At 70.9% G+C, this 22,333-nt stretch carries 17 protein-coding genes; 6 read left to right on the top strand and 11 right to left on the bottom strand.

Annotated elements, in window-relative coordinates; genetic code table 11:
• Nucleotides 1–167 precede the first annotated feature (167 nt).
• The gene (locus tag CDO52_RS20390; protein ID WP_017620779.1) at nucleotides 168–1,784 is read left to right on the top strand and encodes an MDR family MFS transporter; all 1,617 of its coding nucleotides are present in this window, start codon (nucleotides 168–170) and stop codon (nucleotides 1,782–1,784) included.
• Between the two features lie 85 nt (nucleotides 1,785–1,869).
• Here the strand turns inward: CDO52_RS20390 and CDO52_RS20395 are convergent, their stop codons facing one another.
• The 4 genes from CDO52_RS20395 to CDO52_RS20410 form a co-directional block, all read right to left on the bottom strand.
• Nucleotides 1,870–2,418 carry a hypothetical protein gene (locus tag CDO52_RS20395; protein WP_026126190.1) on the bottom strand — a complete coding sequence of 183 codons (549 nt, stop codon included), beginning with the start codon at nucleotides 2,416–2,418 and terminating at the stop codon, nucleotides 1,870–1,872.
• Between the two features lie 174 nt (nucleotides 2,419–2,592).
• A complete protein-coding gene (locus CDO52_RS20400) occupies nucleotides 2,593–2,799 on the bottom strand; it encodes an antitoxin (protein WP_017620781.1) in 207 nt (68 codons plus the stop codon).
• A 112-nt stretch (nucleotides 2,800–2,911) separates the two neighbouring features.
• Complete coding sequence (gene mgtE / locus CDO52_RS20405; RefSeq protein ID WP_026126191.1) at nucleotides 2,912–4,252, bottom strand: magnesium transporter; 1,341 nt, start codon at nucleotides 4,250–4,252, stop codon at nucleotides 2,912–2,914.
• Between the two features lie 278 nt (nucleotides 4,253–4,530).
• Nucleotides 4,531–5,634, bottom strand: coding sequence for a PP2C family protein-serine/threonine phosphatase (locus tag CDO52_RS20410; RefSeq protein ID WP_026126192.1), 1,104 nt, complete (start codon nucleotides 5,632–5,634; stop codon nucleotides 4,531–4,533).
• 362 nt (nucleotides 5,635–5,996) lie between these two features.
• Between CDO52_RS20410 and CDO52_RS20415 the strand changes: the two genes are divergently transcribed.
• Nucleotides 5,997–7,289, top strand: a complete 1,293-nt coding sequence (locus tag CDO52_RS20415; protein ID WP_051060893.1) for a GNAT family N-acetyltransferase — start codon at nucleotides 5,997–5,999, stop codon at nucleotides 7,287–7,289.
• 488 nt (nucleotides 7,290–7,777) lie between these two features.
• Here CDO52_RS20415 and CDO52_RS20420 read toward each other — a convergent pair whose 3' ends face one another.
• The 5 genes from CDO52_RS20420 to CDO52_RS20430 all read right to left on the bottom strand — a co-directional run bounded on the left by CDO52_RS20420 (nucleotide 7,778) and on the right by CDO52_RS20430 (nucleotide 11,079).
• Nucleotides 7,778–8,245: a ribose-5-phosphate isomerase gene (locus CDO52_RS20420; protein ID WP_026126193.1), complete on the bottom strand. Its 468-nt coding sequence runs from the start codon at nucleotides 8,243–8,245 to the stop codon at nucleotides 7,778–7,780.
• Nucleotides 8,246–8,422: 177 nt separating this feature from the next.
• The gene (locus CDO52_RS27725) at nucleotides 8,423–8,575 is read right to left on the bottom strand and encodes a hypothetical protein (RefSeq protein ID WP_017620786.1); all 153 of its coding nucleotides are present in this window, start codon (nucleotides 8,573–8,575) and stop codon (nucleotides 8,423–8,425) included.
• A 119-nt stretch (nucleotides 8,576–8,694) separates the two neighbouring features.
• Nucleotides 8,695–10,116: an aldehyde dehydrogenase family protein gene (locus CDO52_RS20425; protein WP_017620787.1), complete on the bottom strand. Its 1,422-nt coding sequence runs from the start codon at nucleotides 10,114–10,116 to the stop codon at nucleotides 8,695–8,697.
• Nucleotides 10,117–10,192: 76 nt separating this feature from the next.
• The gene (locus CDO52_RS28245; RefSeq protein ID WP_017620788.1) at nucleotides 10,193–10,360 is read right to left on the bottom strand and encodes a hypothetical protein; all 168 of its coding nucleotides are present in this window, start codon (nucleotides 10,358–10,360) and stop codon (nucleotides 10,193–10,195) included.
• Nucleotides 10,361–10,470: 110 nt separating this feature from the next.
• Nucleotides 10,471–11,079 (bottom strand): mycothiol-dependent nitroreductase Rv2466c family protein, encoded by a 609-nt coding sequence (locus tag CDO52_RS20430; protein ID WP_017620789.1) that lies wholly within the window; start codon nucleotides 11,077–11,079, stop codon nucleotides 10,471–10,473.
• A gap of 228 nt (nucleotides 11,080–11,307) precedes the next feature.
• On the opposite strand from CDO52_RS20430, the gene pepN reads away from it, so the two are divergent.
• Nucleotides 11,308–13,857, top strand: coding sequence for an aminopeptidase N (gene pepN, locus CDO52_RS20435; protein WP_026126194.1), 2,550 nt, complete (start codon nucleotides 11,308–11,310; stop codon nucleotides 13,855–13,857).
• A gap of 150 nt (nucleotides 13,858–14,007) precedes the next feature.
• Here pepN and malQ read toward each other — a convergent pair whose 3' ends face one another.
• On the bottom strand, nucleotides 14,008–16,116 hold the full coding sequence (gene malQ, locus CDO52_RS20440; RefSeq protein ID WP_094932617.1) for a 4-alpha-glucanotransferase: 2,109 nt from the start codon (nucleotides 16,114–16,116) through the stop codon (nucleotides 14,008–14,010).
• A 205-nt stretch (nucleotides 16,117–16,321) separates the two neighbouring features.
• Here malQ and CDO52_RS20445 point away from each other — a divergent pair, with 205 nt between their 5' ends.
• Entirely contained in the window at nucleotides 16,322–17,623 is a 1,302-nt protein-coding gene (locus CDO52_RS20445; RefSeq protein ID WP_094932618.1) for an MFS transporter, read from the top strand.
• Between the two features lie 85 nt (nucleotides 17,624–17,708).
• On the opposite strand, the gene CDO52_RS20450 is transcribed toward CDO52_RS20445, so the two are convergent.
• Nucleotides 17,709–19,133 carry an amidase gene (locus CDO52_RS20450; RefSeq protein WP_094932619.1) on the bottom strand — a complete coding sequence of 475 codons (1,425 nt, stop codon included), beginning with the start codon at nucleotides 19,131–19,133 and terminating at the stop codon, nucleotides 17,709–17,711.
• Nucleotides 19,134–19,340: 207 nt separating this feature from the next.
• Between CDO52_RS20450 and CDO52_RS20455 the strand changes: the two genes are divergently transcribed.
• Together CDO52_RS20455 and ilvD are read left to right on the top strand one after the other, a co-directional pair.
• Nucleotides 19,341–20,147: an NERD domain-containing protein gene (locus CDO52_RS20455; protein ID WP_394296735.1), complete on the top strand. Its 807-nt coding sequence runs from the start codon at nucleotides 19,341–19,343 to the stop codon at nucleotides 20,145–20,147.
• Nucleotides 20,148–20,455: 308 nt separating this feature from the next.
• Complete coding sequence (ilvD, locus tag CDO52_RS20460) at nucleotides 20,456–22,315, top strand: dihydroxy-acid dehydratase (RefSeq protein WP_017620795.1); 1,860 nt, start codon at nucleotides 20,456–20,458, stop codon at nucleotides 22,313–22,315.
• Nucleotides 22,316–22,333: the final 18 nt, after the last annotated feature.

Genomic DNA, 22,333 nt, shown 5'->3' on the forward strand with positions numbered 1-22,333 from the left:
GACTCCCCCCAGTCCACCCACCCCAGGACCCCCCACCCACCGCACCACCCGATCCACCCGCAGACCACCGGGGCGACCACGCACCGGTTCCACACATGTCCGGTCCTGCCTTACGCACGAGCGCGCCCTCGGCGAAGGAACCGACTGGGGAAGCGAGCACCACTTCGATGACATCGACACCCGCGGCTCAACAGCCGCCCGATCCAACGGCACCGGCGGCGGACGCGTCCACCGGTCCGTTCACCAAGAAGCAGATCCGCTGGGTCTTCCTGGGCGTCATGCTGACGATGCTGCTGGGCGCCCTGGACCAGACCATCGTCTCCACCGCCCTGCCCACCATCGTGGGCGAGCTCAACGGGCTGGAGCACCTGTCCTGGGTCATCACCGCCTACATGCTGGCCGCCACGATCGGGCTGCCGATCTACGGCAAGGCGGGCGACCTGTTCGGGCGCAAGGTCGTCTTCCAGTTCGCCATCATCGTGTTCCTGGTCGGATCGGTCCTGTGCGGCGTGGCCCAGGACATGAACCAGCTCATCCTGTTCCGCGCGCTGCAGGGCATCGGCGGCGGCGGGCTGATGATCAGCGCTCAGTCGATCATCGCCGAGGTCGTCTCCGCGCGGGAGCGCGGCCGCTACATGGGCGCCATCGGCGGCGTGTTCGGGTTCTCCTCCATCGCCGGTCCGCTGCTCGGCGGGCTGTTCACCGACCAGCTCGACTGGCGCTGGATCTTCTACATCAACCTGCCGCTGGGCGCCCTAGCGCTCATCGTCACCTCGGTCGTGCTCCAGCTGCCGCGCCGCGTCGGCCCCAAACCCAAGCTCGACTACCTGGGCACGCTGCTCCTCGCGGCGGCCAGCGTCTGCGTCGTGCTGTTCACCAGCTGGGGCGGCAGCACCTACGACTGGGACAGCCCGCAGATCATCGGGCTGGGCGTCGGCGCCGTGGTCGCCGCGGTCCTGTTCGTCGCCGCGGAGCGGCGCGCCGCCGAGCCGATCATCCCGCTGCGGCTGTTCCGCGACCGCGACTTCGTGCTGACCGCACTCATCGGTATCAGCGTCGGCATCGCGATGTTCTCCACGGTCTCCTACCTGCCCACCTTCCTGCAGATGGTGAACGGGGTCAGCGCGACCGTGTCGGGCCTGCTGATGATCCCCATGGTCGTCGGCATGCTGGTCGCCACCATCGGCAGCGGGCGGAGGATCGCCACCACGGGCAAGTACAGGATCTGGCCGATCATCGGCACCGGCGTGGTCATCGCGGGCCTGGTCCTGCTCGGCGGCATGGACGCGGACACGCCCTATGTGTACAACGCGAGCGGCATGCTGCTGCTCGGCCTGGGTGTGGGCATGGTGCTGCAGAACCTGGTGCTGATCGTGCAGAACACCGCGCCGCCGCAGGACCTGGGAACGGCGACGTCGGCCAACAACTACTTCCGGCAGATCGGCGCGTCGTTCGGCATCGCGGTCTTCGGGTCGATCTTCGTCGGCCGGTTGAACGACCGGATGGCGGACCTCCCGCCGCAGGCGGCCGGGAAACTGCCGACGCAGGGCGGTGAGGCGGGCATCAGCTCGATGACCCCCGACATGCTCCAGGGCCTCCCCGACCAGCTGCGCGAGTTCATCGTGCACGCGTTCGCCGGGGCGCTGGCGCCGATCTTCTACTACGCCGTCCCGGTCGCGGTCGTCGGGTTCGTGCTGTCGTTCTTCCTGACCGAGAAGCCGCTGTCGACGGAGGTCGGGACCTCGGGCGGCGGGAGCGGACCGGAGGCCGTGGCCGCCGACTGACGGAGCACGGCTCCAGCGGGGCGGATCACCGACCGGCGTGGGACGGGCCCACTGGGCACGCGGCTCGTCCCACGCCTCATGGCTACTACTTCTTGGCCTTCTTGTCGGCCTTCTTGGCCGTGGCGGACTTCTTCGCCTTCTTGGCCTTCTTCTTTTTCTTGTCCTTCTTGCCCCCGGGCCGCGCCTCGTCCTTGCGCTTGGCCCTGTCGGCGTCCGCGGCCTTCTTCTTGGCCTTCGCCTTCTTCCGAAGCTTGGACTTCTTCGGCTTCTTGGCGTTCTTGGAGGTCAGGTGGGGCTCCAGGGACTCCGGCACCGGCGCGATTCCGGGGCCGCCCTCGAAGATCCAGTCGTCGAGGTCGTCGATGAGCCGGTCCTCGGTGAACTCGCCGAGCCAGACCGGTCGGCCCCCTCCGGCACGTCCCTGGGCGGAGGGCTGTACGACCACCACGTTGGCCTTGAAGCAGATTCCGAGGCACTTGCTGACGCGGACCGGCACCTGGCGCCCCTCGTGGTCCTCAAGCCCGCTCAGACGCTCCAGCTGGCCCTTGTGATCGACACCCGGCCGCTTCTTCTTTGTGCCACAGCAGCACCCGCGGCACACCACGAGTTGGCACGGCTTCCCTGACGGGGACACCGCTGGTCGTACCTCCTGCATCGGGGGGGAATGCCCACTGAACTGTCCCACACCGTATCGTCGCAGCTCATAACATGTGCAATCGGGCACTGCCGGACAGCACACGGCACAGACCGCGGACAGCGGTGTGCCCCGGCCCGAAACGGACCGGGGCACGCGCGTGGCACAGCGGGGTCAGCGGTCGCGGTCGTCCCGCTTCTCGGCCTGTTCGTCGACGAAGTCCTTGCCCTTTTCGGCGGCCTTGTCGATCTTGTCGTCGTACTTGCCGCCGGTTTTCTTCTTGGCGGCTTCGGCAGCGGTGTCGACCCCCTTCGCGACCTTGTCGCGGTTCTGGCTCGCTGCCTTCTTGAGCTTGTCCATGGCGTCCTTGAGACCGGACATGCGCTCACCCCCTCGTTGGTCCGAGATCGGTGCTCGAAGGCACCGACGACGCCATACCCACCGCGCCTGGGGCCGAACCGCGCGGGCGGCGCCGCCCGGCGGCCGTTCAGGGTCACAGGCCGAGGATCATCTGGGCCACGGAGAAGTAGATGAGCAGCCCGGTGGCGTCCACCAGCGTCGTGACCAGCGGGGCCGAGACCACCGCGGGGTCCACCCCCACACGCCGCGCGATCAGCGGCATCGTGCTCCCGATGATCGCCGCCCAGGTACACACGGCGATGACCGAGATCGCCACCGCGACCGCGACCCCTCCAGGCACCACCAGCCAGCCGACGGTCAGCGCGATGAGGGCCAGCGCGGAGCCGAGCAGGAACCCGACCCGGCACTCCTTCCAGGCCACTCCGGGCAGGTCGCGGACGCGCACCTCGCCGACAGCCAGGGCGCGCACGATCGCGGTCGCCGACTGGGAGCCGACGTTGCCCCCGGTTCCGGTCAGCATGGGGATGAACAGGGCCAGCGCGGTCACCTGCGCCAGGGTCGCCTCGAAGTGGCTCAGGACGGTGACGGTGAGCGTGGAGGCGACGATGAGCAGCAGCAGCCACACCACCCGGGCACGCGCCAGGCGCGCCACCGTGACCGACACGTAGTGTCCGGCGACGGGGCTGGCCGCGGACTGGCGGGCGATGTCCTCGGAGTCGGCGGCCTCGATCAGCTCCAGGGCGTCGTCGAAGGTGAGCAGGCCGACGAAGCGCTCCTCGGAGTCGACCACCGGCATGGCGACGAGGTTGGCCTCCTGCATCAGACGCGCGGCGCCCTCCGCGGGCTCGGTGGCGCTCACACGCGGCACGAAGACGTCCACGATGTCCTTGACCAGGCTCTCGTCGTCGCTCACGACGAGGTCGCTGAGCTGCACCATCCCGGCCAGACGGCGCCCGTCGTCGACCACGGGCAAGACGTAGACGGTCTCGGCGTCGGCGCCCTTGGCCCGCACCACCTCCAGAGCGCGTCCCACGGTGAGGTCGCGGTGCAGGATGACCGTCTCCGGCGTCATGTACCGGCCGACCGACTCCTCGGGGTAGCCGAGCAGCGCGGCGGTCATCTTGCGCTCCGCCGTGCTGAGCCCTGCCAGCGCCCGGGTGGCGATCTTGGCCGGGGCCTCGCCGATGAGCCGCGCCCGGTCGTCGGGGTCCATCTCCTCCAGGAGCTCGTGGAACGCGGAGTCGCGCAGGCCGACCAGGATCTCCTGCTGGTGGACGGGGTCGAGCTCCTCGAAGACCTCCAGTTCCCGGTCCTTGTCGAGCAGCCGGAACGGCACGATCATGAAGCGGGCGTCCATCCGCTCCAGCTCGTCGGCGATCTCGTAGGGCGGATGCTCGGCCAACCAGAGTCGAATGCCGGTCAGGTCGTTTTCGGCGATCATCTCGATGAGGTCTTCGCCGATCTCGTCAGCCATGCTGAGCACCCCCTTGTCGTACCGCGACCCTGCCCCGGGCCGGACCGGCGCGTCCGTGCGACGCAGGGCACGGGGGGTGGGCGTGTGGGATACCCGAATGCGGCGCACCGCCGTGTGGACCCGGCCCCGTGGGCACACGGTCGCCCGAGCGTTCAAGCCATGCGGACGCTCGTGGAAGCCCAGGGATTAACCGAAACCCTACCGGTAGCGGGCTGCGGGGTGTGCCTCCGCCACCGCGGACCGGACGCACCGATCGGTGTGTCGATGGGGGAAGCGGGTCAGGACCGCCAGATCACCACGAGGGCGATGTCGTCGTTCTTGCCCTCGCTGAGCGTGTCCACAACCTCCTCAGCCCCGGTGCCGAAACCGGCGGCGACCAGGCGGCTCGACACGCCCAGCAGGCGTTCGACCCCCGAGTCGAGGTCCTCACCGGGGGTCTCGATGAGGCCGTCGGTGTAGAGCATGATGGCGTCGCCCGGCCGCAGCCGCCCCGCGACGGGTGCGTAGGTCATCCCCGGGATAACGCCGAGGACGACCCCCTTGGCCTCGGTGGCCGACCACGCACCGGTGCCGCGGTCGAACTGGACCGCGGGCGGGTGTCCGGCCGACGTGATGAGGTAGTCGCCGGTGACGAGGTCGAGGCTGAGGTGGACGGCGGTGACGAAGCCCTCGCCCAGTGCGGTGCGGGTCAGGTGATCGTTGCAGTGGGTGAGGAACTCGCTGCTGGGGACGGCACTGAGGAGGCCGCTGAACGCGCCCGAGAGCAGGAGGGCGCGCGTCCCGGCGTCCACGCCCTTGCCGGAGACGTCGACCACGGCGATCTCCAGCCGGTCGCCGTGGCGCATGGAGACGACGAAGTCGCCCCCGAACGAGGACCCGCCGGCTTGCCGGAGGATGGCGGTGGCGCCCCACGCCTTGGGCAGGTCGGGCAGCCGCCCCTGGTCGCGCAGGCGGTCGCGCAGCTCCAGCAGCATCTTCTCGCCGCTGAGCCCCTGCATCCCGAGCCGCTCGCGCACGCCCGACAGCAGATAGGCCAGTACGGCGGTGACCCCGATGGTCACCAGCAGCCCCGGCCCCACGTGCCCGAAGTCCAGGGCGAACCCGGTGAACAGCAGCACGGCGGCGACCACGACGAGGAGGAACGCCAGGCTCTTGCGCTTGAGGAGCAGGCCGCCGGCCAGCACGGTGAGGATCACCGCGCTCGGCGGGAACCATCCGGGCGGCCCCCAGACCGCGCCGACCCCGATGCCGACGGCGAGCGCCACCAGGGTGATGAGCACCAACCGGTAGCGGAACAGCACCTTGCGCCGGAGAAACGCGACCGCGCGCTGCCCCAGCGAACGAACCTGCCGTGCCACCCGGACCGACATGGGGATGGTCATCACGGGCGCGCGAACGGACGGGGAACCCGCGCGGGGGCGCCGACCGTGCGGCGGGCCCGCCGCGGCCCCGTCGAGTGGACGGTCCGATACCCGCCGCATGTCACTCCGGATCTCCAGGCAGAACTACGCATGTTCAAGTATGGCCGGAGAAGGACTCCGCCGTCAGGCGTCCACCGGGGCCGCCGTCGAATCGTTGAAAAATCGCCGACCCCGCCAATCATGAATCCTCAATGCGGCCGGTTCACAATCTACGGCGTATTCGCGGCGGATGCATCGAGGCAGCTCCGGGCGTGCGCCAGAGCGGGCACCACGGCGAAAAACCACTCGCCCGCCCATCGCCCCGGGTGATAGGGACAGGAAGCATGTCGCACTCTCGCTCTGAGGCTTCTCACCCCGCGTCGTCTTCCGCTTCTCCGGCCGGGTCGGACTGGCCCACCCGGGCCATCGCCCCCGACGAACTCCCGACGTTCCACCGCGTCCTCGGCGAGGCCATGCTCTTCGGTGACATCACCGAGACCAGGAGCGAGGCCTACGGCGGCATCATGGAGTTCGACCGCAGCCTGTGCGCCTTCGACGGCTCCCAGATGGTCGGCGCCAGCACCACCCACTCCCTGGAGATGACGCTGCCGGGCGGTCCGCGACCGGTCGCCGGCGTCTCCGCGGTCGGCGTGTGGCCCTCCCACCGGCGCCGTGGTGTCCTCAGCGCGATCATGCGCCGCCAGCTGGCCGACACCCGCGAGCGCGGCGAGAACGTGGCCGCCCTCTTCGCCAGCGAGGGGGCGATCTACGGGCGGTTCGGCTATGGCCCGGCCTCACGGGCGTACGCGGTCACCGTCCGCACCCACGAGGTGGACCTGCGCCCCGACATTCCGCGCGACCCCGCCCTGCGCCTGCGGCTGTCCACCCCCGGAGCGGCCGGCAAGGAACTGGCGACCGTGCACCGCACCGCCGCAGCCCAGCGGGTCGGGGAGTTCCAGCGCGACGAGCGCTGGTGGAAGGCGATCCTGGCGGACGAGCCCGAACGGCGCGGCGGTGCCAGCGCCTACCGGTGCGCGATCGCCGAGGACGACGCGGGCCCGCTCGGTTACGTCGTGTACCGCATCACCGGCCAGTGGACCGACCACGGCACGCCCGACGGGCGGATCGATGTCGCGGAACTCGTCGCGACGGCACCGGCGGCCTACGCCCTGCTCTGGGAGTACCTGCTCACCCGGGACCTGGTGACGACGGTCAGCGCCGAGCTGGTCGCGCCGGACGATCCGCTGCTGCACCTGGTGACCGACCCGCAGCGCATCCACCGGCAGGTGACCAACGGACTGTGGATCCGGCTGGTCGACGTGGCCGCCGCCCTGGAGCAGCGCTCCTACGCCGCACCGGTGGACGTCGTCCTGGAGGTGAGCGACGCCTCCGCCCCGTGGAACGCCGGACGGTGGCGGCTGACGGCGGACACCGAGGCCGCCCGGTGTACGGGGACCGACGCCGAACCCGACATCCGGCTGGACGTCTGCTGGCTCGGCGCCGCCTACCTCGGCGGGACCACCTTGGGGACCTACCGCACGGCCGGACTCATCACCGAGGAGACCCCGGGCGCCGTGGACCGTCTCGACACCGCGCTCAGCCGGTCCGAACAGCCGTTCTGCGGGGAGATCTTCTAGTATCCGCGCGCTGCGGGGGCTTTTCACCGGCGTCGGCGCGTATTACCGTCACGGGCAGGAGCGTGACCGGAAGAAACCTTCGAACCAGCTCGTGAAGCGGGGAGATCCGCACATGGCGCGTACGCACGTCACCCTGTCCGCCGCAATGCGGGCACGGGACGTGTCACGTCCGCGCCCGGATCACGACCCGCCTCCGGCGGAGGCACTCCCGGACCACGCGGACCCCGGCCCGGTCACGGGCGACGGGGGGCACGAGGGACCCGCGCACCGGCAGCGCCGCGGATCCTGCGAGCCGCCCGTCGGATCCCCGAAACCAGCGACCGGGCCGGACGGTCCTCCCACCCCATCGGCGTCCGAGCCCCTGCGCGTTCCTCCGGCGCCCGGACCGCGGAAACGCGGCCGCCGACGGCGCCGGTCGGGCCGTCGGCGGTGAACGACGCGGTCTTCGATCGGACGCCGCGCGGCACTGGCGGCCGGCGGCGTCGTTCCTACGGCAGCGGCGGCAGCTCGCCGGTCCGCTCGTACCCAGAGAGCATGGTGATGCGGCGGGTGTGGCGCTCTTCCCCGCTGTAGGGCGTGGCCAGGAAGAGCTCGACGAGGCGGGTGGCCTCGTCCTGCGAGTGCATCCGGGCGCCGATGCTGATCACATTGGCGTCATTGTGCTCGCGCGCCAGCGTGGCCGTGTCCTCACTCCAGGCCAGCGCGGCGCGGACGCCCGTGACCTTGTTCGCGGCGATCTGTTCGCCGTTGCCGGAGCCGCCGATGACGATGCCCAGGGAGCCCGGGTCGGCCGCGACGCCCTCGGCGGCGCGCAGCACGAACGGCGGGTAGTCGTCCACCGCGTCGTAGACGGCCGGGCCGGCGTCCACGACCTCGTGTCCCCGCTCTTTCAGCCAGGAGACGAGGTGCTCTTTGAGTTCGAAGCCTGCATGATCGGATCCAAGGTATACACGCACGGCACCAGTGTGGCAGGTCAGCGGGGTACACGTGCGCGCGGGAGGGGCCGAGCCGCCGCTCGGCGGCCGGGTCGCGTCGTAACGCACCGTGCCCGCCTTCCGTGAGCGGAAGGCGGGCACGGTGGAGTCCGCGGTCGCGGGACCTCGGCGCCGACGTCTGCGCCAGTGGCCGGGTCCCTAGAAGCCGACGCCGGTCGCCGCGTGGGCGATGCTCAGCCCCATCGCCGCGAACAGGGCCATCGACCCGATCGCGGTGATGTTCGCGATGACCATGAACTTGACGTCCTTGCCCAGCGGGCTGGCCTTGGACTCCTGGGGCTTGCTGCTCAATGTGCTTACCTCGGCTGCTGAAGGGCCTGACATTCCATACCAGATCTTGCCATATGCCGTGGTCAAACCGGACATGACCCTACGTCGGCCCCACTCCTGTCGCGCCTGTGCTCCGCGGCCTACAGCTGGATGGCCTTGACCTCGCAGAACTCCTCCAGGCCGTGGAGTCCCCACTCCCGTCCGACACCGGACCGCTTGTAGCCGCCGAAGGGCGCGCGCGGGTTGAAGCCGCCGCCGTTCACCTCGACCTGCCCGGCGCGCAGCCGCCGCGCGACCGCCAGCCCGCGCTCGGCGTCGGCGGCCCACACCGCGGCCGCGAGCCCGTAGTCGGTGTCGTTGGCGATCTGCACGGCCTCCTCCTCCGAGTCGTAGGGGATCAGCGCGAGGACCGGGCCGAAGATCTCCTCGCGGGCGATGCGCATGTCGTTGCGCACATCGGCGAAGATCGTCGGCCGCACGTAGTAGCCGCGCTCGATGCCCTCCGGGGGCTCGGCCCCACCGGTGACCAGCCGCGCGCCCTCCTGCACGCCGACCCTGATGTAGTCGCGGACACGCCTGCGCTGCGCCGCGGAGACCAGCGGCCCGAGCCGGGTGCCCGCGTCGAGGGGGTCGCCGGGGACGTACTTCTCGGTGGCCTCGGCCGCCAGCCGCACCGCCTCTTCGTAGCGGGAACGGGGGACGACCATGCGGGTGAGGGCGTCGCAGCTCTGCCCGCTGTTGCGCATGACGTCGGCGACGCCCCGCTTGACGGCGGCGCCCAGGTCGGCGTCGGGCAGGATCACGTTGGGGGACTTCCCGCCGAGTTCCAGCGCGACCTTCTTGACGGTCGCGGCGGCCAGCTCGCCCACCCGGGTCCCGGCGCGGGTGGATCCGGTGAAGGAGACCATGTCGATGCCGGGGTGGGCGGCGATCGCCTCCCCGACGACCGGGCCGGTGCCGGAGACGAGGTTGAACACGCCGGGCGGCAGTCCGGAGTCGTCGAACGCCTCGGCGAGGAAGGAGGCGCTGAGCGGGGCGACCTCGCTCGGCTTGAGCACGAGGGTGTTCCCGGCCAGCAGCGCGGGGACCACCTTGAGCACGACCTGGAGCAGGGGGTAGTTCCACGGGGTGATGGCGCCGACCACACCGATCGGTTCGCGGACGACCAGCGAGGTGCCGACCTTCTCTCCGGTGAAGTAGCGCTCGCCCACCTCGTCGGCGACGTCGAGGAAGGTCTCGAACATCACCAGCGGCACCCCGGTGTGCACGCGGGAGGCCAGCGTCAGCGGGGCGCCCAGGTCGGTCACGATGAGGGCGGCGAGGTCGTCGGCGCGCTTCTTGAGCAGGTCCAGGGCGCGGGCGAGGTGGGCGCGGCGCTCGGCGACGGGGAGTGCGGCCCAGGGGCCGAAGGCGTCGGTGGCCGCGGCCACGGCCTGGTCGACATCGGCGGGGTGCCCGGCCGGGACCGAGGCGATGACGTCTTCGGTCGCGGGGTTGACGACGTCGACGGACTCGGAGGAGGCCGATCCGGTCCAGGCGCCGTTGAGGTACAGGGATCGCATGCGATCCACCTTCCCCCAAAGGAGGCGGGTCATCCCCGCGGCGACACGGCGCCGCCCCGGGGATGGCCCGCGCCGTTCAGCCCCAGTGCGGCGGACGGTCCTCCAGCAGCCGGGCGGTGTCGTCGTCGGTGTCGGAGACATGCTCGCCCCACCCGGGACCGCGCTCGTCGCTGGTGGTGTCGGGCAGGATCTCCAGGCCGTCGTCGAACAGGTCGACCGGCCGCTCGTCCTCCGGTGTGCTCATCGCTTTCCTTCGTGCCTTCCGTGCTGTGCGGTCCGGGCGGACAGACCCTGTCCTACGAACGGCCGTCACCCGTCGGCGGTTCCGTGGTGGCCGCTCCCCGTGGACGCGTGTCAGTCGAAGATGGGGTCGCGCGTCCGGCTGCGCTTGAGCTCGAAGAAGCCGTCGGTCCCCGCGACCAGCAGGACGCCGTCCCACAGTTTCCCGGCTTCTTCGCCCTTGGGGGCGGGCGACACGACGGGGCCGAAGAACGAGACCCCCTCGACCGAGATCACCGGGGTGCCGACCTCCTGGCCCACGCGGTCCATACCGTCGTGGTGCGACCGGCGCAGGGCCTCATCGTAGTCCGTCGAGTCCATGGCTTCCATCAGGTCCTCGGGCAGCCCCACCTCGGCCAGGGCGTCCTTGACCGCCGCGTCGGACCGGTCCTTCTCAAGGTGGATGCGGGTGCCCAGCGCCGTGTAGAGGGGACCCAGGACGTCGTTGCCGAACCGCTGCTCGGCCGCGATGGCGAGCCGGACCGGTCTCCACGCATCGCGTATGGCCTGCCGGTACTCCTCGGGAACGTCCTTGTCCTCGTTGAGCACTGACAGGCTCATCACGTGCCAGCGGGCCCGCACCGGGCGGACCTTCTCCACCTCCAGCAGCCACCGCGACGCCAGCCACGCCCACGGGCAGGCCGGGTCGAACCAGAAGTCCACCGGTGTCGGTTCCGTGCTCATCCGTTTCCTCCGCGAAAGTTCGATCATGTGCCCGCCCGTCCCAGGCGCTCGGACGCGCGTTTCTCCTTCCCCTCTCGCAACCCCGCCTCCTGGTTCCGCATTCCGGGGGGAGGCGTGGCAGGATCTAGGACGACGACAACTCAAGGGACGGCCCGCTGTGCGCGGATCCGCACCGCGGGCGGTCATCATCTCCGGCCGGCGAGGACGGCGGCCGTGAAGGGAGTGAACGTGGCGGGCAACCTGACACGCGACGAGGCACGTGAGCGCGCTCGGATCCTCAACGTGGCCTCGTACGACGTGGAGCTCGACCTCACAACGGGCGAGGAGACCTTCCGGTCCGGCACCGTGGTGCGCTTCGACTGCTCTGAGCCGGGTGCCGAAACGTTCATCGACTTGGTCGCCCCCAATGTGCTTTCCGTCGTGCTCAACGGGCGGGAACTGGACACCGGCACCGTGGTGGAGGACGGGCGCATCAAGCTGCCCGACCTTGCCGCCACCAACGAGCTGCGGGTGATCGCCGACGCCGCCTACATGCGCACCGGTGAGGGTCTGCACCGGTTCGTCGACCCGGTCGACGCGAGCGTCTACCTGTACACGCAGTTCGAGACGTCCGACGCGCACCGGATGTACACCTGCTTCGACCAGCCCGACCTCAAGGCGAAGTTCGAGCTGACCGTGCTCGCCCCGGCCGACTTCGAGGTGGTCTCCAACAGCGCGCCCGACGTCGCGCGCGAGGCGGTCGAGGACGCCGAGGGCGGACCGAAGACCCGCTGGCACTTCCCGGCGACCGAGCCGATGTCCACCTACATCACCGCGCTGATCGCCGGCCCCTACCACGTGGCGCGCGACGAGCACGACGGCATCCCGCTGGGCGTCTACTGCCGCAAGTCCCTGGCCGAGCACCTCGACGCGGACGCGATCCTGGAGATCACCAAGCAGGGCTTCGACTTCTACCACGGCCTGTTCGGCCTGCGGTACCCGTTCGGCAAGTACGACCAGCTGTTCGTGCCGGAGTTCAACGCCGGCGCCATGGAGAACGCGGGTGCGGTGACCTACCTGGAGGACTACGTCTTCCGCTCCCGGGTCACCGACGCCCACTACGAGCGCCGCGCCGAGACGATCCTGCACGAGATGGCGCACATGTGGTTCGGCGACCTCGTCACCATGCGCTGGTGGGACGACCTGTGGCTGAACGAGTCCTTCGCGACCTTCGCCAGCGTCCACTGCCAGGCCGAGGCCACCCGCTGGAAGGACGCCTGGACCACGTTCGCCAACGTGGAGAAGTCGTGGGCGCTGCGCCAGGACCAGCTGCCCTCGACGCACCCGATCGCCGCGGACATCCCGGACATGCAGGCGGTCGAGGTCAACTTCGACGGCATCACCTACGCCAAGGGCGCCTCGGTGCTCAAGCAGCTGGTGGCCTACGTCGGCGTGGACGCGTTCTTCGCGGGGGTGCGCGAGTACTTCAAGGAGCACGCCTGGGGCAACACCGAGCTGCGCGACCTGCTGGTGAAGCTGGAGGAGGCCTCCGGGCGGGACCTGGCCTCCTGGTCGCGCGAATGGCTGGAGACCGCGGGCGTCAACACCATGCGCCCGGAGTTCAGGGTGGACGAGAAGGGCGCCTTCACCTCCTTCGCGGTGCTGCAGGAGGCCGCGCCCGACTACCCGACGCTGCGCTCCCACCGGCTGGCCATCGGCCTCTACGACCGCACCGACGCGGGCATCGTGCGCCGCCGTCGCGTCGAACTCGACGTCTCCGGCGCCCGGACCGAGGTGCCGGACCTGGTCGGCGAGGTCCAGCCGGACCTGGTGCTGATCAACGACGACGACCTGACGTTCACCAAGATCCGCCTCGACGAGCGCTCGCTGCGCACCGTGGTGGAGGGCGTCGGGGAGATCCAGGAGTCGCTGCCGCGCGCGCTGTGCTTCTCGGCGGCCTGGGACATGACCCGCGACGCCGAGATGGCGGCGCGCGACTACATCGAGCTGGTCGTCTCCGGTATCAGCGGAGTGAAGGACGTCTCCGTCGCGCAGATGCTGCTGCGGCAGGCGATCGCGGCGCTGCACAGCTACGTCGCCCCGGAGTGGCGCGAGACCGGCTTCAACCGGCTCGCGGCGCGGCTGCGGGACCTGCTCACCGCGGCCGAGCCCGGGAGCGACCTGCAGCTGGCCTACACCCACGCGTTCGCCGACGCGGCCGTCGACAGCGAGCACCTCTCGCTGCTGCGGGGGCTGCTGGACGGCGCGATCACGGTCGAGGGCCTGACGATCGACACCGACCTGCGCTGGCGGCTGCTGCGCCGTCTGGTCGCCGGCGGCCAGGCCGGAGAGAAGGAGATCGGCTCCGAGCTGGAGGCCGACCCGACCGCGACGGGCGAGCGGCACGCGGCCGGGTGCCGCGCGGCGATCCCCACGGCCGAGGCCAAGGCCGCGACCTGGGAGCGGCTGCAGTCGGCCACCGAGATGGCCAACGCGGAGTTCCGGGCCACCCTGAGCGGTTTCAACGAACCGGCGCACCGCGAGCTGTACCGGCCGTATGTGGACCCCTACTTCGGTCTGCTCGCCGAGGCGTGGAAGAACTGGACCGGCGAGTTCGCCCAGTCCTTCGCCGAGGGCGCCTACCCCGGGAACCTCATCGAGGAGGACACGCTGCGCCGGACCGACGCCTACATCGAGAGCGAGGACCCCGCCCCCGCTCTGCGCCGCCTGCTGATCGAGGGGCGCGCCGGTGTCGAGCGCGCGCTGAAGGCGCAGCGCCGCGACGCCCAGGCCGGCTAGCGCCAGCGGAACAGCACTGCGGACGGCCGCCGCGCTCCTGCACCCGGAGCGCGGCGGCCGTCCCTCGTCCGGGGTACCGACGTCGGTTCTTCCGTTGATCTCGGAGATATTGGGGTGAAAATCGCCTCTGAGACCCCATTATCTCCGAGATCAACGGGAGCGGTCAGCGGTGCTGCGCGCACCGGACCTCTCTTCGGTGAGCGGGCGCAGGGCGCGGCGCACCTGCGCGCAGAGCTGGGGGTCGGCGATGAGTTCGTCGAGCAGGATCGGCTCGCCCTCGGCACTGGTCAACGGGATGCGCCAGTTGGGGTACTCGGTGCTGGTGCCCGGCTGGTTCTGCATGCGGCGGTCGCCCACCACGTCGGTCAGCGCGACCCCGATCATCCGCGCCGGGGTGCGGGCGAGGTAGGCGTGCAGGGCCACCACGACGTCGGCGGGGGCCGAGATGGGGTCGGTGTCGGGGGCCAGCAGGCCGAGCTCGATGAGCATCGCCCGCCACACGGCCACCTGCTCCTCGGCGTCAGCCCGCTCCTCCTTGGCCGGGCGGCGCAGCAGGCCGAGGCGGTCGCGGAGCTCGACGTGCTCGGCCGACAGGAACGAGGCCACGGGCGGCAGGTCGTGGGTGGCGACGGTCGCCAGGCACTCGGACCGCCACTCCTCGGGGCGGCGCGGCTGGCCCTTGCCGTCCCTCTCGAACCACAGCACCGACGTGCCCAGAATGCCGCGCTCGGCCAGGTGGTCGCGCACCCAGGGCTGCACCGTCCCGAGGTCTTCGCCGACCACCACCGAGCCGGTCTCCTTGGCCGTCAGGGCCAGGGCGCCCACCATCCCCTCGTGGTCGTAGCGGACGTAGGTGCCCTCGTCGGGTGCGGCGCCTTCCGGGATCCACCACAGCCGGAACAGGCCCATGACGTGGTCGGCGCGAACGCCGCCGGCGTGGCGCATCGCCTGGCGGAGGACCTGCCGGAAGGGGGCGTAACCCTGTTCGGCCAGTCGGACGGGGTGCCAGGGCGGCTGTGCCCAGTCCTGGCCCTGCTGGTTGAAGGCGTCGGGGGGTGCGCCCACCGTGACGCCGCTGACGAGGGCGTCACGGTACATCCACGCGTCGGCGCCGCCGTCGCGCACGCCGATCGCCAGGTCGTGCACGATGCCGACGGACATGCCCGCGGCACGCGCACCGGCCTGCGCGGCGGCCAGCTGGTCGTCGAGGATCCATTGCAGCCAGCGGTGGAACTCGATGTCGGGCCACCGGCGCAGCGCCTCCTTGCCGACGGTGTGCGAGGTGACGTCGCGCAGTCGCTCCGGCCAGTCGCGGTAGTCGGAGCCGTACTGCTCGGCGAGGGCGCACCAGGTGGCGTACTCCACCAGGGAGGCCCCCTCGCGTTCAAGGAAGGCCTGGTAGGCGGCTTCGCGGGCCGCCGTGCGGCGGACGTTGAACAGGGCGAGCAGGGCGGCGCGCTTGGCCTCCCAGACGCTGTCGCGGTCGAGGAGGTCGGCGGTGCGCCCGCGTTCGCGCAGTGGCCGGGCGAGTCGCTGGATGCCCTCGCGCTGAGCGGATTCCAGCCGGGTGTACTCCGGGATGTCCTCGATGCGGATGTAGAGCGGGCTGGCGTAGCGACGGCTGACCGGCAGGTAGGGCGAGGGTTCGATGGGCGGACCCGGCTCGGTGGCGTGCACCGGGTTGATGACGGTGAAGTCGGCGCCCAGGTCGCGTGCGCTCCAGTCGGCGAGTTCGGCGAGGTCGCGCAGGTCGCCCATGGACCAGGAGGCGCGGGAGCGCAGTGAGTACAGCTGCACCATCAGGCCCCAGGCGCGCTGGTCGTGCAGGGCGGGCGGAAGCTCCAACCGGTCGGGCACGACCAGCATCGGGGCGCTTTGGGTGACGGTGGTGGCGGCGCTGCCGTTCTTCGTGACCGGGGCGTGTTCGACGTGGATCCGGTGGACGCCGAGCGGGAGCCCCGGATCGGGCTCGGCGTACTCACCGCTGTCGAGCTCCACCCAGGTGCGGGCGCCGTCGGGCAGTGGGAGGCGGGGCAGGTGCCCCTGGCGGACGACGACGGCGGGTGGCAGCAAGCGGTGCTCCTGCACGGCCCAGTGCGCTTCGAGCGCGGCCCGCGGATCCGACACATCGACGCCGAGCGCGGACAGGACGTGCCGGAGTGTGTCGGCCCCGACGTGCACGGTCCGGCCGCGCCAGTCCTCGTACACCGTCGCAACGCCGTGCTCCTCGGCCAACCGGGCCAGCTCCGCATCCCTCACACCAACTGATGATGCCCTACCACGCGCTTCTGTCACGGCTTCGCCATACCTTGATCGCGCGTTCGGCCCGCCGTAATGCGTTGGTGCGACCCCGGGCTCTCCGGCCTCACGAGTTGCCAAATCATCGCTTTTCAGGGCGGATGGCCGAAACCGGCGCATGGCGAGAAATTCACCCCATGATCCCGACAATGGCGTGCATAATCGGATGGTGCTCCAGTCCTACCGTCGGCTCTTCACGCTCCCCCACGTCTCCTCCCTTCTGGTCTGGTCGCTGGCGTCCCGGCTGTACATGCCGGGTCAGCCGATCGCGATCACGTTCCTGGTCGCCGATTGGACCGGGTCCTACACCAAGGCCGGGCTGATCCTCGGCCTGCTCATCCTGGGCACCGCTCTGGTCGGGCCGATCCGCGGGCGCATGGCCGACCGGGGCGGCGCCGACCGCATGGTGCTGGTGTGCGGGATCGTCTACGCGCTCGGGCTGAGCATCATCGCCCTGCTCCCCGCCCGGCTGTGGTGGGCGGCGCTGCCGATCGCGCTGGCGAGCGGGCTGTTCGCACCCCCGGCAAACCAGATCGTGCGCGCGATGTGGCCGCGCCTCACGACCGGCCGCGACCTCCAGGCCGTCTACGCGGCGGAGGCGACCACGCAGGAGCTGCTGTTCGTCCTCGGGCCGATGCTCGCGGCGGGAGCGGTGGCACTGGCCAACGCGCGCGCCGCGGTCCTCCTCCTGGCGGCGACCGCGCTGATCGGCTCGCTCGGCTTCATGGCGGCACTGCGCCGCGCCGGGGTGGTCGACGCGGTACCGCGCACCGAAGGTGCGGCCGCCCCCGTCCCGGGGCCGCGCCGCTCGCTGCTGCGCTCCGGCTGGCTGCTGCTGTTCCTGCCCATGATGCTGCTGATCGTCGTCGGGCTCATCGGCGTGGACCTGGTCATGGTGGCCTGGGCCAACGAGCTGAGCAGTCCCGGGCTGGCCATGGTGCTGGCCGCGGTCTGGGCGGCCGGCTCCCTCGTCGGGGGCCTGGTCGCGGGCGCTCTTCCGGGCTCCCCGCACCTGTCCCGCCGCTTCTTCGGCGCCGCGCTGGGGGTGGTCTTCCTCGTCCCGTTCTTCCCGCCACTGACGCATCTGCCGACGCCGCTGCTGATCCTCCCCGCGCTGTTCGTCTCCGGCCTCGCCATCGCGCCGACGCTGGCGGCGGCGATGGGGCGGCTCAGCGACATCGCCCCGCCGGACCGCCGGGCCGAGGCCTTCGGGTGGATGACCACGGCCCAGACCACCGGGTCGGCGACCACCGCCCCGGTGATGGGGGCGCTCATGGACTGGGGTGGCGTGGCAGCGGGCGCCGCGGGGGCGGCCGTGGCGGTCGTCCTCGCCGCCGTGATCAGCCCGTTCATCCCCACGGCCGCTGCGGCCCCCGCAGCACGCGAGCAGCGCAGCGACACGGCGACCGCGACCCGCGGCACGTCAGATGACGAGGACGACGTGGCCGGAGAGCCGGAGGTGCACTGACCGCGGTGGCGTCGTGCGGGCCCCGCGCCACCGCCGGTTCGCGGGTGGGAACGGGCCCGCACCCCGCCCGCGGGCGCGCCTGCCCTCACTCGGTCCAGATCGGCGGTGTGCGACCGGCCCACGGCCGCGCCGCCTCCAGCTGCGCCGACAGCGCGAGCAGCGTCGGCTCGCCGCCCATCGGGCCGCTGAGCATGACGCCGATGGGAAGGTCCTGCTCGGTCCAGTGCAGCGGGACGCTGACCGAGGGCTGGCCGGTGATGTTGAACATCGAGGTGAAGGGCGTGAACGCGGTCATGCGCGCGAACTCTTCGACCGGGTCGGTGTCGAAGTGGCCGACCGGTACGGGGGGCTGCGCCAGGGTCGGGGTCAGCACGGCGTCGTAGGCGAGCATCCGCGGGAGCGCGGCACGGACGCCCTGCTGCAGGCCGGTGGTGGCCCGTAGGTAGTCGTGCGCCGTGAGGGACCGCGCCCGCTCGCGCAGCCAGCGGTTGATGGGGCGCAGGTGTTCCTCCCGCTCCGGAGGTACCGGAACGGTCAGGGCCATGGCCGCCCACACGGTGCTGAACAGGTCCAGCAGATCGGGAGAGAAGGGCGGGTCGATCTCCTCGACGTCGTGGCCGAGCGCGACGAGCAGCTCCGTCGCCGACTCGTAGGCCGCGGTCACGTCGGGGTGGACCTCGACACCGGGGACCACCGGCGTGCGGAACCGCGCGATACGCAGCCGCCCGGGGTCGCGGCGGGCGTGGTCGAGGAAGGTCGTGCCGTCAGGGAGCGGCGGGGCGGTGTAGTAGTCGCCGGGCAGGTTCACCGACATGACGTCGAGCAGCAGGGCGGCGTCGCTCACGGTCCGGGTGAGCGGACCGGCGGTGGACAGGCCGATGAGGTCGGGCTTGGTCGGTGCCGCGCTGATGCGGCCGCGCGTGGGTTTGATCCCGAAGACACCGCACACGCTGGCGGGGATGCGGATCGACCCGCCGCCGTCGCCGCCCTGGGCGACGGGGGCCAGGCCCCCGGCCACGGCGGCCGCGGCGCCGCCGCTCGACCCGCCGGCCGACCGGGTGAGATCCCAGGGGGTGCGCGCGGGCGGGGCGATGTCGTTCTCGGTGTAGCAGGGCGAGCCGAACTCGGGGGTGTTGGTCTTGCCGGGGAAGACCGCGCCCGCGGCACGGAGCTGGCCGACGACCGCTGCGTCGTCGGTGGCGGTGTAGTCGGTGAAGGCCTGGGAGCCGTAGGTGTGCCGGACCCCGGCGAGGGGTTCCAGGTCCTTGATCGGGATGGGCACCCCGAGCAGCGGGGGCAGGTCCGCGGGCGTGTCCTGGATCACCCGCTTTTCCGCGTTGCGGGCTTGTTCTCTGGCCGATTCCTGAATGACCGTAATAAAGGCCCCGAGGCGCGCATCGTGCCGTTCGATCCGCGTCAGGTAGTGATCGGTGATCTCCATCGGGGAGAGCTCGCGGTTCCGAACGGCCCGGGCCAGCTCGATCGCCGTGAGGTCGTGAATCTCCGTCATGAGCTGAGCGTAGCGATAAGCGTGCGCAGGCCGGTGCGGCGGCTCCGATGCGGGGTGAGCGCGACCTCTATAGAGATGTCGCCGATAAGAAGTAAACCTTCCCCGTCACGCACCCCTGAACACGTGAGAAACGCCTCGCGCCAGGGAAGAAAAGTGTGAGATTCAATGGACTGTGACTCGCATCTGGTTGGACCTACTCTTTCCTCTGTGGAATCGGCAACCAGAGTCAAAGAGGGCGAGCAGAGCCCTGGACCGACTTACGCGTCCCCCTTCGTCACATCCGATAGCAGTCGTTTTCGAAGTTCCCCCGGCCTCAAAGACGTCGCGTCGAGAACATATGGCTCACTCCTGGCCGGAGAGTCGACGAGACGGTGGGCGATCCGTGGCGGCGCCGCTGTCGTGATCGGCTTGGCCGCCGGATTCCTCATGACCGACTGGCGGATCGGCGTGACCGTCGGTGCCGCCGCGCTCATCGGCATGATCGTCCATTACATGCGCCGCCAGTCCGAGGTGCCGCGATGGCGCACGCCCTCGGCCGCGCAGCGCAAGACCGAGGCCCAGCTCCGGGTGATGCAGAAGATGGGCTACCGGGTCCTGCACGCCCGCGGCATCCCCGGCGGCAACGGGCAGATCGACCACTTCATCGTCGGCCGGCGCGGTGCGTTCGCGATCGACTCCGAGTCGTGGGACAAGCGCCTTCCGCTCCGCAACAAGCTCGAGAAGCTCTATCACGGACGGTTCTCCAAGAACGAGCGCATCGATGAGGCCCTGGAGGAAGCCCTGGTGGCCGAGCGGCTCGTCAGCGAGGAGCTGGGCCGCGAGATCAAGGTGCGCGCGTCACTGGCCATCTACGGACCGGGCATGCCGTGGGACAGCCATCGGCTGCGCGGTGTCGACATCATCCAGGGAACCAAGGTGCGCAAGTGGCTGCGCACCGGAAAGGACCGCCTCACCGAGACCGAAATCGAGGAGATCTACCAGGCGGCGCTCAAGGTCCTTCCGCAGCGCTACTGAGGGGGTGCTCCCACCCGGGACACCCCCCAGTAGCGCCCCTGAGCAGCCTCAACAGGCCCGATCCCCTGGCCCTGGTCGGGCGGGAGGGGGCGGCGCGAAGCGCCGCCCCCTCTCTTTATGTCCTGTGCGGCGCCCCCGACCCCCCGCGCACGCGCTCCGCCGCAGGGGGACGGTCCGGACCTCCCCCGGCCGCCAATCACCCGATGTCTCATCATCCGGACAACAAATCTCCCGAACCGAGACGCGAGCACTGGACACGCACGGATACCATCGATAGGAATCACTCGTATCGACGGGAGTCCCACCCCATGCCCGCGCTTCGCTCACGCACGGTCACCCACGGCAGGAACATGGCCGGTGCGCGCGCTCTCATGCGCGCGTCCGGCGTGGAACGTGAAGACTTCGGCAAGCCCATCGTGGCCATCGCCAACAGCTTCACCCAGTTCGTTCCGGGCCACGTCCACCTTCGCGAGGTGGCCGACGTCGTGGCGGGCGCCGTACGCGAGGCCGGCGGCGTCCCGCGCGAGTTCAACACCATCGCCGTCGACGACGGCATCGCCATGGGCCACGGCGGGATGCTCTACTCGCTGCCCAGCCGCGAGCTGATCGCCGACGCCGTCGAGTACATGGTCAACGCCCACTGCGCCGACGCGCTAGTGTGCGTGTCCAACTGCGACAAGATCACCCCCGGCATGCTGCTGGCGGCCATGCGGCTGAACATCCCCACGGTGTTCGTCTCCGGCGGCCCCATGGAGGCGGGCAAGGTGACGGTCGTCGAAGGCACCGCCACCACGGTCCGCAAGCTCGACCTGATCAACCCGATGATCGCCTCCGCCGACGAGAGCGTCTCGCAGGCCGAGCTGGACGAGATGGAAGAGGCCGCCTGCCCCACCTGCGGCTCCTGCTCGGGCATGTTCACGGCCAACTCGATGAACTGCCTGACCGAGGCCATCGGGCTGGCGCTTCCTGGCAACGGCACCGTGCTGGCCACCCACGTCGCCCGCAAGCGGCTCTACGAGGACGCGGGCCGGCGGGTCGTCGACGCCGCGCGGCGCTACTACGAGGAGGACGACTCCTCGGTGCTCCCGCTGTCCATCGCCACACCGGCGGCCTTCGGCAACGCGATGGCCCTCGACGTCGCGATGGGCGGCTCGACCAACACCATCCTGCACCTGCTGGCCGCTGCCACCGAGGCGGGCGTGGAGTTCGGCCTGCCCGAGATCGACGCGCTCTCCCGGCGCGTGCCGTGCCTGTGCAAGGTCGCGCCGAATACGGAGAAGTACCACATCGAGGACGTGCACCGGGCGGGCGGCATCCCGGCCATCCTCGGCGAGCTCGCGCGCGGCGGGCTGCTCGACACCTCGCTGCCCACCGTGCACGGCCGCACCATCGGCGAGTTCATCGCCGACTGGGACATCGTCTCCGGCACCACGCTGCCCGAGGCCGTGGAGCTCTTCCACGCCGCCCCCGGCGGCAAGCGCACCACTAAGGCCTACTCCCAGGACGTCCGCTGGGACACCCTGGACACCGACCGGGAGAGCGGCTGCATCCGCGCCGCCGACCACGCCTACACCGCCGACGGCGGGCTGGCGGTCCTCTTCGGCAACCTCGCCCCCGACGGCGCCATCGTCAAGACGGCCGGGGTCGAGGAGGAGCTGTGGACGTTCAGCGGCCCGGCCAAGGTCTTCGAGAGCCAGGAAGACGCCGTCGACGGCATCCTCGGCAAGCGCGTCGAGCCGGGCGACGTCGTCGTCATCCGCTACGAGGGCCCCAAGGGCGGCCCCGGTATGCAGGAGATGCTCTACCCGACGAGCTTCCTCAAGGGCCGCGGCCTGGGCAAGGCCTGCGCCCTGATCACCGACGGCCGCTTCTCCGGTGGCACCTCGGGCCTGTCCATCGGCCACGCCTCGCCCGAGGCGGCCTCCGGCGGCGACATCGCCCTGGTCGAGGATGGCGACACCATCAGCATCGACATCCCCAACCGCGGCATCACCCTGGAGGTCGCCGACGAGGAGCTGGAGACGCGCCGCGAACGCCTCCTCAAGGAACTCGGGCGCTTCCGCCCCAAGGACCGCCAGCGCCCGGTCACCCCGGCCCTGCGCGCCTACGCCGCCATGGCGACCTCCGCCTCCACCGGCGCCGCCCGCGACGTCGCGCAGGTGGAATGAGGCCCACGGCGGCCTGAC

Source organism: Nocardiopsis gilva YIM 90087 (assembly GCF_002263495.1).
GTDB lineage: Bacteria > Actinomycetota > Actinomycetes > Streptosporangiales > Streptosporangiaceae > Nocardiopsis_C > Nocardiopsis_C gilva.

Bases quoted from the DNA above. Each gene is read 5' to 3' on its own strand.
- CDO52_RS20410 (WP_026126192.1), bottom strand. From the start codon at position 5,634: ATGACCATCCCCATGTCGGTCCGGGTGGCACGGCAGGTTCGTTCGCTG.
- CDO52_RS20430 (WP_017620789.1), bottom strand. From the start codon at position 11,079: ATGAGCACGGAACCGACACCGGTGGACTTCTGGTTCGACCCGGCCTGC.
- CDO52_RS20445 (WP_094932618.1), top strand. From the start codon at position 16,322: ATGGTGCTCCAGTCCTACCGTCGGCTCTTCACGCTCCCCCACGTCTCC.
- CDO52_RS20425 (WP_017620787.1), bottom strand. From the start codon at position 10,116: ATGCGATCCCTGTACCTCAACGGCGCCTGGACCGGATCGGCCTCCTCC.
- CDO52_RS20415 (WP_051060893.1), top strand. From the start codon at position 5,997: ATGTCGCACTCTCGCTCTGAGGCTTCTCACCCCGCGTCGTCTTCCGCT.
- CDO52_RS20400 (WP_017620781.1), bottom strand. From the start codon at position 2,799: ATGTCCGGTCTCAAGGACGCCATGGACAAGCTCAAGAAGGCAGCGAGC.
- ilvD (WP_017620795.1), top strand. From the start codon at position 20,456: ATGCCCGCGCTTCGCTCACGCACGGTCACCCACGGCAGGAACATGGCC.
- CDO52_RS28245 (WP_017620788.1), bottom strand. From the start codon at position 10,360: ATGAGCACACCGGAGGACGAGCGGCCGGTCGACCTGTTCGACGACGGC.
- mgtE (WP_026126191.1), bottom strand. From the start codon at position 4,252: ATGGCTGACGAGATCGGCGAAGACCTCATCGAGATGATCGCCGAAAAC.
- CDO52_RS20450 (WP_094932619.1), bottom strand. From the start codon at position 19,133: ATGACGGAGATTCACGACCTCACGGCGATCGAGCTGGCCCGGGCCGTT.
- CDO52_RS20390 (WP_017620779.1), top strand. From the start codon at position 168: ATGACATCGACACCCGCGGCTCAACAGCCGCCCGATCCAACGGCACCG.